Consider the following 12084-nt stretch of genomic DNA (forward strand, 5'->3'; position numbering starts at 1 on the left):
GGTTTACTCGTACGCCAAGAAAACTGAGCCGGGTCAGGCCGGCGGCACCGGATCGTCGTACGCGCCGGACCGACCCGCATGGCGGTGCCCGCCGAGATACACCCAGGGATTGGCGACGCAGCCGTGCAACCCCAGCGTCTGCTGCTGCATCACCGGTGCCGGCCTCCCCTTCCCCGGGCACAGTTCGTGGCCGTGCCCGAGTCGGTGCCCGACCTCGTGGTTGACCAGGTACGCGCGGTAGGCGATGAGGTCAGCACCGTAGTGGGGTACGCCATTGGCCCAGCGGGCCACATTGAGCACCACCCGGGCACCGTTACGACACGAGGTGTATCGGTCGTACCCATCACCACACAGGGCGTCCCGAGTTGCCGGGGTGGCCAGATACACCGTGAAATCCCGCTGTTCCCCCGGCCCCACGCGCTGGAACCGGAACTGGCCGCCGGCCGTCCAGCCGCGGGAATCGCCGAGGGTGGCGAGCACCTCCGCAGCGAACTGCTGCGGGTCGATGCCGACGACCCCCTCCTCCACCGCTACCTGAAATCGCATCACCCGTCCGGCATGCCCCTGGATCGCGGTACGTCCCGTGGCGGTCGTCCACTTCCCGCTGCCGACCTGCGGATAACTGATCTCCGGTGGTGGTGGCACCGGATGATGGGACGGAGAATTGCCGGGCCCGCCCGCGTTGGACCCGCCCGCGTTGGACGCATCTGGGGTGGGCGCGTCCGGGGCGGGTCCATCCGGCGTGGGCACCGATGTCGTTGCCAACACGGAGCCGGACGAGCTTCGAGAAGGGCCGAGCAGGCCGACGGTCAGGCCACCGGCACCCAGTAGGAGGACTCCGAACAGGCCCGCGAACCGCAGCCGCTTTGTGGACATGAAAACACCGAATCCGTCGTGACGATCATTGACAGGCCGGCTCGTCGGTAGACAACGCCCGTCCTGTGGGCTTCTGCCGACGTACCCATGGAGAAGGACGCGCTCGCGGACCCGGCCTGTTTATCGGTGCTGACATGGGCTGGCGGTACGGCGTGGGCGAAGATACGGACATGCGGATCCTTACCGCCGGCGCGTCCGGCTTCCTCGGCACTCGGCTGGTCGACCGTCTCCGCTCCGACGGGCACGAGATCATCCGGCTCGTCCGTCGGCCGGTGACCCGCCCCGACGAGGTCCGGTGGCAGCCGTCGACCGGGCAACTGGACCCAGCCGCCCTGGCCGGGGTCGACGTGGTGATCAACCTGGCCGGCGCGGGCGTTGGCGACAAAAGGTGGACCAGCCACTACAAGAACGTGCTGCGTTCCAGCCGGGTCGACACCACCACCACGTTGGCCCGGACCATCGCCGGCTTGGCCCCAGCCGACCGGCCCCGGGCCCTGCTCAACGCCTCGGCGGTCGGCTGGTACGGCGACACCGGCGACCAGCCCGTCGAGGAGGACGCCCCGGCCGGCGAGGGCTTCCTCTCCGACCTGTGCCGGGTGTGGGAGGCAGCGACCGGCCCGGCCGAGGACGCCGGGGTACGGGTAGTCCGGCTGCGCACCGGCCTGCCCCTGCATCGCGACGGTGGCCTGCTGAAGCCGCAGCTACTGCCGTACCGGTTGGGCATCGCGGGGCGGTTCGGCAGCGGCCGGCAGTGGATCCCGTGGCTGTCGATGGCCGACTGGCTCGACGCGATGTTGTTCCTGCTGGACCGCGAGGACATCGCCGGGCCGGTCAACGTGGTGGGTCCGGCACCGGTCACCAACGCCGAGTTCACCAAGGCGCTGGCCGCCGCCCTGCACCGGCCGGCGATCATGCCGATCCCGAGCATCGCGCTGCGGATCCTGCTGGGTGAGTTCTCCGTCGAGGCGTTGAGCAGCACCCGGGTCCTGCCGGGGGTGTTGAACCGGGCCGGCTTCACCTTCCAGCACCCGGACCTGCCGGGGGCGCTGCGCGCCGCGCTTGCTGGTTAGGAAGGGCCCCTTCCTATGCAAAAAACGATAGGAAGGGGCCCTTCCTAACACCTCAGCAGTTGCGGAGTTCCGGCGACTGGTTGCGTACCTGGGCCAGTGGTGAGATGAACCGCTGGTAGGTTTCGCCACCGACTGCGGACAGTTTGAACGCGGCCACCCGGTGGCAGTTCTGGAAGGCCAGTTTCACCCCGAAGTGGCGTTCCAGACTGCCCCGGATCGCGTCGCTGGCCAGGGCGCGCAACAGTTGGCCCCGTTCGGCCTCACTCGGCGGCGGTACGGCGTGGTCGGCGAAGTCGGCGATCGTGCCGCGCGAGCGCTCGGCCACGTCGGAGACCACCGCCCAGGCGTACGGCAGGGACTGCCGGACACAGTCGACGAACTCGGTGTCGTCGAGTTGACCGGCCTCGGCTCGCTCCAGCAGAGCGGCGGATACGTCGAGGGACATCTTCTCTCCTTCGATGTGGATCAACGGACCAGCGGTTCCGGCCCGAGTACGAAGTCCGGGTCGACCTGGCCGGCGACGTCCTCGCCGACCCGGTCGTTGGCCCAGGCGGTGGCGTTGCGCAGGTGGAGCTCCACCGCCTGCCGGGTGTAGGTGGCCCAGTCCATGTCGACGGTGGCGCACATGAGTTCGAGGGCGGCCCGGTTGTCCGGCCCCAGCGCGGTGATCGGCTGCGGTGTGCCGCGCTCGACGGCCTTGACGTAGCCCGAGCGACCGATCCAGGTGAGCAGGTCGGCACCGACGTGTACGCATAGGAACTCGCGGTGTCGCCGTCGACCTTGTTGCCGATGACGTGCACCCGGACGCCGAAGTCGCGGGCGTGGCCGACGTACTGCCGGTAGACGCCGACGCTGCGCAGGGTCGGTTCGCAGACCAGGAAGGTCGTCGAAGCGGGTGAAGAGCCCGGAGGCGGACGAGTCGACCCCGGCGGTCATGTCGACTACGACATACTCGCCGGGGCCATCGACCAGGTGGTTGAGGATCAGCTCCACGGCACCGACCTTGGAGTGTTGACTTCCTCCACCGTCATGAATGGCGGGGATTCCCTCCGCGCTACGCGCGGAACGCGCAACGCCCGGGTGGGTTCCTGCTTCACCGCGATCCGCCGGAGGTTGCCCCGGTCTTACGTCCGCTCCACAGGCGTTTTCCGTCTCCACAAGCCCTGCGGCGACGGTGGTACGTCGGGCCCCGACTTCGTTATCACCAGAGCCCGACGCGACGCTACCACGGTCAATGCCATGGCTCGGGCCTTGGCAGCCCTCCCCGTACGGGCCTTCACTCCCGCCCTGAAGCTGAAGGGCGGAGCACGGGCCCACATCCCGGTAGCAGGCCACGCCGAGGTCCTCGGCGGCGGCAAGATGCCGGATGAGGAGGGCGGCCAGGGTGGTCTTGCCGCTACCGCCCTTACCGACAAAACAGATCTTCACGGTACGCGTCCTTCCAGGCACCTTCGGCTACCTTAGAAGTGATAGTCATTTTCAATAAGCACGTCAAGTTGGCGCGTGACATGGGCGTGTCGCCCGACTGTTGGTAACCTCCGGCCGTGCCGATCCCGCCGTCCCCGCTCGCCAACCCGTCCCAGGAGTCGTCGGGCGCCCCGCCCGCCCCCCGGCGGAACCGTCGGCTCGACCTGATCGCCGTGGTCACCGCGCTCGCCCTCGCGGCCTGGGTGACCAGTGGACTGTGGGGCGCACCCAACCAGCGGGCGATCACCGTGAACTCCAGCGATCAGGCCCTCTTCGAGTGGCTACTGGCATTCGGCGCGCACGCCCTCACCCACGGCGAGAACCCGCTGTTGACGTACCTGATAAACGTCCCGGACGGGGTCAACCTCGCGGTCAACACCTCGATCACCGTGTACGCCGTGGTGTTCGCCCCGCTGACCTACCTGATCGGCCCGCCCGCCACCTTCCTGGTGATCCTCACGCTCAACCTCGCCGCCACCGCGCTCGCCTGGTACTGGCTGCTCTCCCGACACCTGCTCCGCAGCCCGCTGGCCGCCCTGCTCGGTGGCCTCTTCATCGGCTTCGCGCCCGGCATGGTGTCGCACGCCAACGCCCACCTGAACTGGTCCGCCGGCTGGCTGGTGCCGATCCTCGTCTGGTGGGTGCTGCGGCTGCGGCAACCGGGGCGCTGGCTGCGCAACGGCCTCGTGCTCGGCGTACTCATCGCCATCGCCTTCTCCATCGCCGCCGAAGGACTCTTCTTCACGGCCTTGGCCCTCGGGGTGTTCTGCGGTGTCTGGGCATTCACCCCGTCCCGGCGCGCCGAAGTCCGGGCCGCCCTACCCGACTTCCTACGCGGGCTCGGCATCGCTGCGGCCACGGCGTTCGCGCTGCTGTCGTACCCGTTGTGGTTGCACTTCTTCGGGCCGCAACGGTTCCACGGCACCGGCTTCGACCCGGTCATCCACGCCGAGGACATCGCCGCCTACGGCGCGTTCCCGCAACGGTCACTGGCCGGCGCGCTCGGGTTGGACACTTCGCTGGCGCCCAACCCGACCGAGGAGAACTCCTTCTTCGGCATACCGCTGCTGCTGCTCACCATCGGCTGTTTCGTCCTGCTGTGGCGGTACGCCGACGCCGGCCGACGCGCCACGCTCCGCGCGTTGGGCGTCACCGCCCTCACCTTCACCGTGCTGTCCTGGGGGCCACGCGTGAAGATCTTCGGCGAGCACACCGATATCCCGCTGCCATTCGCCCTGCTCGGGAAGCTGCCGGTGGTCAACGCCGCGCTACCGTCCCGGCTCGCGCTGGTCGTGGCACCGATCATCGGACTGCTGCTGGCGTACGCGGTGGACCAGCTCATCGCCAACCGACCGCAGCGCCGTCCGGTACGCCTCGGCTGGGCGGCGGCGTTCGCGCTGGCCCTGATCCCCTTGCTGCCCACCCCGCTGCTGACCGTCGAACGGGAGCCGATCCCGAGGTTCATCACCTCCGGTACCTGGCGGGAGTACGTCTCTCCGGGCGGGGTACTGACGCCGCTGCCGCTCACTCTCGACGTGACGCCGGACGGGCAGCGCTGGCAGGCGTACGCCCTCTCCCACCGGCAGGGTGAATTCGCCATCCCGTCCGGGTTCTTCCTCGGGCCGGGCGGGCCGGACGGTCGGGGCAAGATCGGTCCGGTGCCCCGCTACACCGACGCGGTGCTGCTGCGTGCGGCCGAGACCGGGATCGTGCCGACCATCACCAACGCCGACCGGGCCGAGGCCCGCGCCGACCTGCACTACTGGCGGGTCGAGGTGGTGATTCTCGCCGACCAGGTGCACGGGGCGAAGTTCCCGATCCACACCGACGCGCTGCGGCAGACCGCGACCGAGTTGTTCGGCCCGCCGGAACGGGTCGAGGACGTCTGGCTCTGGCGGGTACCGCCCGCCTGACACAGGCCACCGACCGCCGACGCGACCGTTGGCCTGCGGCGCGACCGCTGGTGACCTGGACCGCTACTCCCGACGCGACCGCCGGTGATCGTTGTCACCGGTGGTCGGATCAACGAACGGGGCTAGGCTGGGCGTCGTGACCAGTACGACTTCCGGCCTGGTGGCCGTACGACTCGGGGTTGTCGACTATCAGACCGCGTGGGACGAGCAGCGTCGCCTGCACGCGGACGTGGTCGCCAACGAGCGGCCGGACACCGTCCTGCTGTTGGAGCACCCGAGCGTCTACACGGCGGGCAAGCGCACCGAACCGTGGGATCGGCCGATGGACGGCACACCCGTGGTCGACGTGGACCGGGGCGGCAAGATCACTTGGCACGGCCCGGGGCAGCTCGTCGGCTATCCGATCATGAAGCTCCCGGGGGCGGACAACGGACAGCCGGTCGACGTCGTCGCCTACGTCCGCCGTACCGAACAGTTGCTGATCGACGTCTGCGCCGAGCTGGGCCTGGCGGCCGGACGGGTCGAGGGCCGCAGCGGGGTCTGGGTGCCCGAGGACGACCGGGGACCGGCCCGCAAGGTCGCCGCGATCGGGATCCGGGTCGCCCGGGGCGTGACCCAGCACGGCTTCTCCATCAACTGCGACTGCGACCTGACCGCCTACGACCGGATCGTGCCGTGCGGCATCCGGGACGCCGGGGTCACCTCGCTCACCGCCGAACTGGGCCGCCCGGTCACCGTGGCCGAGGTGCTCCCGGTCGTCGAGCGCCACCTGGCCACGCTGGCTGGCTAGCCCAGGATCAGCCCACCGGGTACGGGCCGCCGTTCGATCCGTACTCGGGCAAGGTCGAAGGCGCGTCGGTCAGACCGTGGGGGCGGCAACCGCAGCGCCCGATGCGGACGCCGCGCCCCTGGTAGTGGCCGGCGTAACCTCGTTCGGATAGCACTCACTCGTCCCTGCCGGCACCGTTGCGGTGCCCGCGTCGCGCAACGCTCGGTCGGCCTGCTTCCCCATGGGGCGAGGTATGTCCACCGCGTCGGCGTGTGGGCCCGGAATCTCCCCCGATCCGCGCTTGACGAGCGTCGTCGGGACCCTGAGCGTCTCCAGTTCGAGCGGCTTGCGCGCCATTCGTGCGAGTAGTCGCTCGGCCGCGAGCTCGCCCAGGCGATGCGGGTTCTGGGCAATGACGGTCACGCCCGGATCGAGCAGGTCGAGAAGCTCGACATCGTCGAACCCGACCATGGCCACACGATGCTGAACACCACGCTCATGCAGCGCACGTACGACGCCGACGACCAAGCGGTTCTGCGTCGGGAAGATAGCCGTCGGCGGATCGGGGGCGTCGAGCATGGCGTGCGCCGCGAGCCGCGCCTCTTCCTCGCCGAGTAGGCCCGTGACGTCGTGGGCTGGTGGGCATTCGATGTTCCAGCGGTCGAGCTCGTCGAGGAAGCCGCGCCGCCGTTCACGGAGCGTCCAGATCTGCTGGTTGCCGCCGATGAAAGCGAGCCGCCGATGGCCGTGCTGCAGCATGTGGCGGGTCGCGATGAGCGCACCGTCGAAGTTGCAGGAGACGACTGAGTCGAACGCGACGGACACGGCGGGGCGGTCCACGAAGACGATCGACGTGCCACGGGCGACTTCGGCCGAGAGGTACGCCTGATCGTGGGAGACGGTGGTGAGGATGAGGCCGTCGACGCGCCGCCGCAGGAAATCCCTGACGACGGTTCGCTCACGGCCCGGGTCCTCGTCGAAACTTTCCGCGAGCACGACGATCGAGTGTCGGCGCATCACGGTCTCGACGCCTCGATGGATCGCGGCGGAGAAAGGATTGTCGACGCTCTCCAGCATCAGCCCGATCGCATTGGTGCGCGCGCCCGCGCGCCGCAGGCCTCCGGCGTAGACGTTGAGCTCATAGTTGAGGGCGGCGGCCGCGCGATTGACCCGCTCCCTCAGTTGATCGGAAACGTTCGGCTCGCCGTTGAGCACTCGCGACACCGTCTTCACGCCGACTCCCGCCAGCGCCGCAACGTCGCGCATCGTTGCGTAGCGGGGCGCCTCGAGTCGCTCTGACATCGATGCCTGTCTCCTCATAGATTCACTCACAGAATCACAACATCGATCCCCGGATGCGACAGTCCATGTTAGCGGCGGAGGACTCGGGCATGGCAAGCACCGCTTCGCTGATTCCCTTGCCAGACGCGGCGAATTGGGCGGTCGGCAGTCAGTCGCATCGCACGCCTCGATCCTGCTCCGGATGGGCCGGTCAGCCCTTGAGCGCCAGATGCACCAACAATGTCGTCGGCTGCTCGGGCGTGGAACCGGTGATGAAGAGGCGGATCCACGTGCCGAACCCGTACAGTTCCACGTCGATCAGCGAGCGGTCGCTTGGCAGGGTCAGCCGCGCACCGCGGTCCAGCCAGTCCACACCGTCAGGTGAGACCTGCGCTTGAATGGTCAGCGTGGGATGGGGCCCCTCGGTCCGCACGTAGAACAGCGCCTCGGTGGCCCATCCCGCCTCGTATGGATGCGTTCCGAAGTCGCCGGTGAGCACCGTGCGTCGCTCGACGAGCGTGGTGGCGGAGGTGAGCATCAGATCGCTCCTCGCTTCGCGGGAAAAGTGGCACCGGTCGAGTAGACGACCGAGTCGAGGTACATGTTCACGATCCGGTCCGCCCCCGCCTCGATGTAGAACACGGGATTGATGAGCTGGGTGATGCCGGCGTATTTGGGCGACAGGGTGGCTTTGAGTCCGCGCAGGTCGAAGACCTTGTCGACGCTCTGGAACTCGACATACTCGCGAGCGACGACGTCAACGGTCAGTCGCATGTACATCCAGTTCAGCTTGTCGGGGCTCTCGTTGTAGACGAGTTGCTGCGCGCCGCCCGGGATCCACTGGAAACCGTCGGCGGAGCCGTCGCCGTAGCGACGACCGCACCAGAGGGCGTCGATCCCGACCTGCTCCCACCCGTTCTCCAGCCCGGTCCACTGCTGCCTGGTCACGCCGTCGGAGACCTGCCAGTACTGCCACTTCTTGACCAGCTCGCCGTTGACGGAATTCACGTACCGGACCCCGGGCTGCCAGCGGTGCTCCCCGTCCTGGATGTCGAACCACATCCCGAAGGCGCGGATGTCCTCCTCGCCGAGGCCCTCGCGGTCCTGGTGCGGCGTGTAGCTGTACCACGCCTCGAGTTGCACGTAGCGCGCGTCCGGGTCATTCAGCGACAGCCGCTTGATCACTGTGCTCATGCTGCCGCTGATCGGGGGCTGCTCGTACGGACCGGCAGCCGCCCGGGTGGGGAGCTTCAGCGAGTACGTGCCCTCCATGGAGCCGTGCGAGGCAGCGAAGCGCATCGGTGCGGCACTGAGTTGAGCCGGGCCCCAGGAGCCGAGGTCGAGTCGCGACGACTGTTGCTGGAACCCGGGACCGACGAAGTTGGGCGTCAGGTCGAGCCAGCCGTTGAAGCCGAGATCGAAGTCGTCGTAGACGACGACGTTCTCAAGGGGTTTGAACCTGCTGAGCCCGCGCTCGAACGAGATGACTTTGTGCATGACAACCGCCTTACTTGATGCCGTCGATCAGGGCGTCCGGGCCGCCGCGATCGAGCAGGTCGGCGGCGCGTTCGAAGGCGGCGACGAAACCCGGGTTCGCGGCGAACGGGGCGAGGGTGGGAACCTGCGTGAGGAAGTCGCGACGGTCGCCGCCGGCGGCGGCGACCAGCGACGTGGCGGCCGCGTCGTCGAGGGTGAACCGCCCCTGCGCCGCCAGCCGGCAGCCGGCTCGCCAGGCCGCGATCACGGCCGCGCCGACCGGGCAGGACGAACCGGCGGCGAGCCGGTCCGCCACGACGGGCAGCACGAACTTGGGGATGCGGTTGGAGGTGTCCACGGACAGCCGCGCGAGCGGGTCGCGCACCTGTGGGTTGCCGAAGCGTTCGAAGAGCTGCTCGATGTAACCAGGCAGGTCGAAGCCGTCGGGCACGGTGAGGGTCGGCACCCCCTCGCGCTCGATGTACGCCCGCACCCAGCTGGCGAACTGCGGGTCGGCGCAGGCCTCGTCCACATAGGTGAAGCCGGCCAGCTGCCCAAGGTAGGCCATCGCCTGGTGCGCGCCGTTGAGCAGCCGCAGCTTGATCGCCTCGTACGGCTCGACGTCGCCGGTGAGGGTGACGCCGACCTGCTCCAGGGGTGGGCGCCCGGTCGGGAAGTGGTCCTCGACGACCCACTGGGTGAACGGTTCACTGGCCACCGGCCACGCGTCCTCGACCCCGAGCAGCTCCCGGGTGCGGTCGAGGTCGGCCGGCGTGGTGACCGGGGTGATGCGGTCGACCATCGTGGCGGGGAAGGCGACCTCGGCGGCGATCCACTCCGCCAACTGCGGGTCGACCAGGCGGGCGACACCTTCCACGGACAGCCGGCATACCTGCCCGTTGTCGGGGATGTTGTCGCAGGACAGCACCGTGAACGGGGCGATGCCCCGGGCCCGCCGTTCGCGCAGCGCCGCGACGATCCAGCCGAACGCGGTGCGCGGCTGCGCCAAGCCGCTGGCGACCTCCGCCGCGACGAGCGGATCATCCTCGGGGTTCTTGCCGTTGATCGGGTCGGCGACGTACCCGCCTTCGGTGATGGTCAGCGAGACGATGCGCACGTCGGGGCAGACCAGCTGTTCCAGCACCGCCTCGGGCTGCTCCGGGGCGTACAGGAAGCGGGGGATCGAGCCGATGACCGAGATTTCGTCGGTACCGTCGGGGTGACGCAGGGTCAGGGTGTAGAGACCGTCCTGCCCGAGCAGGGCGTCGCGCATCCGCGCGTCGCCCTCCAGCAGGCCCACCCCGCAGATCGCCCAGTCTCGGGCCAGCCCGGCGTTCATCAGCTGGTCGAGATACCTGGCCTGGTGCGATCGGTGGAAGTTGCCCACGCCGAAGTGCACGATCCCGACCTGTACGTCCGTGTCGTCGTACTGCGGCACGGCAACGTGGTCCGGCAGCAGTCCCAGCACGGACCTCCCCAGACGCTTCACCGCTACCTCACTCCCTGGTTCACGTTGTCGAAGTCGACGATTGCGCCCTGGTCGATGAGCCGCTGCCGGAGCACGTCGAAGTCCACGTCCGACATGCTGTAGCCCTTCTCCACACCGAGGGCCGCCGCGGTGCCGGCCCCCTGCCCCATCGCCATGCAGGTCGCCATCACGCGCACCGAGCCGAATCCGGGCCCGTCGGCGGACAGGCAACGCCCAGCGGTGATGAGGTTGATGCTGCCCCGGGGCACCAGGCACCTGAGGGGGACGTTGTACTCCTGCTTGGGGAGCACGAGCTCGTTCTGGTCGATGCTGTCGTTCTGGTGGATGTCGATGACGTGCGCGCCCTTGGCGATCGTGTCGGGGAACGCCTTGGGGTGGAGAATGTCGTCCTTCGTGAGCTGGTAGAGGCCCACGATGTGGTAGGTCTCGCGGACGCCCGTCTGGATGCCCGACTTCGCCAGCCAGCAGTCCTTGAACTCCGGGAAGTTCTCGCGCATGACCTCGATGATCATGTGCAGGTTCTCACGCAGGCTGCATTCGGTGCGGGTGAACCACTCCGGGTCGCTGGCGTCGGTGGCCTCCCGCAGCAGGTTGATGCTGACCATTCCGTCGTGGAAGAACCCGTTGATCCACGGGCCACCGAAGACTGGGATCTTCCCCTGCGCATTGAGCTCGGCGAGCCTGCCACGAATAACGTCGGAGACCGGCAGGACGCCGTTGACGGCGTCCCCGAAGAGCGGGGCCAGCGCGTCGGTGTCCACGCCACCGAGCTGGAACCACAGGGAGGCGGGCTGCAACACGTCACCCTTGATGGTCTCGAAGCCAGCCGCCCGCACGATGTCGGCGTCACCCGTGCAGTCGATGACGACCTTGCCCTCGTAGGCGACCCGCCCCGCCTTGTTCTCCACGATGACGTGGGTGACGCGACCGGTGTCCGTAATGCAGCCGGACACCCAGGAGTGGTAGAGCAGCGTCACGCCACTGTCGAGCAGAAGCCGCTGCGCCGCGAGCTTCAGGATCTCGTCGTTGATCGGGTAGTTCCCGCTGTCGCGCGAGACGTCGGCACCGCCCAGCTCGGCCGCGTTCCGCAGGAGTTCGAAGGGGATTCCGCCGATGTGTTGTTTGCCGTTGTGGCGGAACTCGCTGATCGGAGTGACCAGCGCGCTGGTCGACATGCCGCCGATGAAGCCGTACCGCTCGATCAGCAACGTCCTGGCTCCGTTGCGGGCCGCCGCCACAGCGGCGGTGAGGCCCGCGGGGCCGCCGCCGCAGACGACGACGTCAAAGCTGCCGACGACCGGAACATCCCGGGGTGGTTCGGTGATGAACACTCTCACTCCATTGATGCGGTGTGGGACATGGCGGCGAGGTCGCCGCCATGTCCCGCACCTGCTCAGCCCTTAAGATTCACGTGAACGAGCACCCGCGCGGGCTGCTCGCTTGTCGCACCAGTGATGACGACCCGCAACCAGTTCCCGAACGACGCCACGGGCACGTCCACGAGCGACTGCGAGGCAGGAAGTGTCGCGCCGGCCCGGCGGATCCAGTTGACGCCGTCCGGCGAAACCTCCACCGCGACGGTGAGGTCGGGATGGTCGCCCTCGGTCTGCACGAAGAACACCGCTTCGGTCGCCCAACCTGCCTCGTAGGCGAGCGTCGCGAAATCGTCGGAGATCCTCACCCGCCGGGCGAGAACCGATGTGTTGGTTGTCTGCATTTTTCCTGTCTCTCAGAGGTGACGGT

Annotated in this window: 12 protein-coding genes; 3 read left to right on the forward strand and 9 right to left on the reverse strand. The window is 68.5% G+C overall.

Annotation, left to right across the window (positions count from 1 at the left end; translation table 11 throughout):
• Positions 1 to 33: 33 nt before the first annotated feature.
• Positions 34 to 876, reverse strand: coding sequence for a DUF3152 domain-containing protein (locus ACWDV4_RS14945; RefSeq protein WP_449978588.1), 843 nt, complete (start codon positions 874 to 876; stop codon positions 34 to 36).
• Positions 877 to 1046: 170 nt separating this feature from the next.
• Between ACWDV4_RS14945 and ACWDV4_RS14950 the strand changes: the two genes are divergently transcribed.
• On the forward strand, positions 1047 to 1946 hold the full coding sequence (locus ACWDV4_RS14950) for a TIGR01777 family oxidoreductase (RefSeq protein WP_449978590.1): 900 nt from the start codon (positions 1047 to 1049) through the stop codon (positions 1944 to 1946).
• A gap of 52 nt (positions 1947 to 1998) precedes the next feature.
• Here the strand turns inward: ACWDV4_RS14950 and ACWDV4_RS14955 are convergent, their stop codons facing one another.
• Both ACWDV4_RS14955 and ACWDV4_RS14960 read right to left on the reverse strand, forming a co-directional pair.
• Positions 1999 to 2391: an SCO5389 family protein gene (locus tag ACWDV4_RS14955; protein ID WP_449978592.1), complete on the reverse strand. Its 393-nt coding sequence runs from the start codon at positions 2389 to 2391 to the stop codon at positions 1999 to 2001.
• A 20-nt stretch (positions 2392 to 2411) separates the two neighbouring features.
• Positions 2412 to 2939, reverse strand: a complete 528-nt coding sequence (locus tag ACWDV4_RS14960) for a hypothetical protein (RefSeq protein WP_449978595.1) — start codon at positions 2937 to 2939, stop codon at positions 2412 to 2414.
• A gap of 557 nt (positions 2940 to 3496) precedes the next feature.
• Here ACWDV4_RS14960 and ACWDV4_RS14965 point away from each other — a divergent pair.
• Complete coding sequence (locus tag ACWDV4_RS14965; protein ID WP_449978711.1) at positions 3497 to 5326, forward strand: DUF2079 domain-containing protein; 1830 nt, start codon at positions 3497 to 3499, stop codon at positions 5324 to 5326.
• Positions 5327 to 5462: 136 nt separating this feature from the next.
• Complete coding sequence (gene lipB, locus ACWDV4_RS14970) at positions 5463 to 6116, forward strand: lipoyl(octanoyl) transferase LipB (protein WP_449978597.1); 654 nt, start codon at positions 5463 to 5465, stop codon at positions 6114 to 6116.
• Between the two features lie 69 nt (positions 6117 to 6185).
• Here the strand turns inward: lipB and ACWDV4_RS14975 are convergent, their stop codons facing one another.
• From ACWDV4_RS14975 to ACWDV4_RS15000, 6 genes are all read right to left on the reverse strand, one after another.
• Positions 6186 to 7397: a LacI family DNA-binding transcriptional regulator gene (locus ACWDV4_RS14975; protein WP_449978599.1), complete on the reverse strand. Its 1212-nt coding sequence runs from the start codon at positions 7395 to 7397 to the stop codon at positions 6186 to 6188.
• A gap of 190 nt (positions 7398 to 7587) precedes the next feature.
• Positions 7588 to 7914: a DUF6385 domain-containing protein gene (locus ACWDV4_RS14980; RefSeq protein ID WP_449978600.1), complete on the reverse strand. Its 327-nt coding sequence runs from the start codon at positions 7912 to 7914 to the stop codon at positions 7588 to 7590.
• The gene (locus tag ACWDV4_RS14985; protein WP_449978603.1) at positions 7914 to 8873 is read right to left on the reverse strand and encodes a DUF6772 family protein; all 960 of its coding nucleotides are present in this window, start codon (positions 8871 to 8873) and stop codon (positions 7914 to 7916) included. Before ACWDV4_RS14985 ends, ACWDV4_RS14980 begins: the two co-directional genes overlap by 1 nt.
• A gap of 10 nt (positions 8874 to 8883) precedes the next feature.
• Positions 8884 to 10320, reverse strand: coding sequence for a mannitol dehydrogenase family protein (locus ACWDV4_RS14990; protein WP_449978605.1), 1437 nt, complete (start codon positions 10318 to 10320; stop codon positions 8884 to 8886).
• Between the two features lie 23 nt (positions 10321 to 10343).
• Complete coding sequence (locus tag ACWDV4_RS14995) at positions 10344 to 11672, reverse strand: FAD-dependent oxidoreductase (RefSeq protein WP_449978608.1); 1329 nt, start codon at positions 11670 to 11672, stop codon at positions 10344 to 10346.
• 62 nt (positions 11673 to 11734) lie between these two features.
• Positions 11735 to 12058, reverse strand: a complete 324-nt coding sequence (locus tag ACWDV4_RS15000) for a DUF6385 domain-containing protein (protein ID WP_246446714.1) — start codon at positions 12056 to 12058, stop codon at positions 11735 to 11737.
• Between the last annotated feature and the right edge of the window lie 26 nt (positions 12059 to 12084).

The sequence above is a fragment of the Micromonospora sp. NPDC003197 genome (assembly GCF_053590565.1).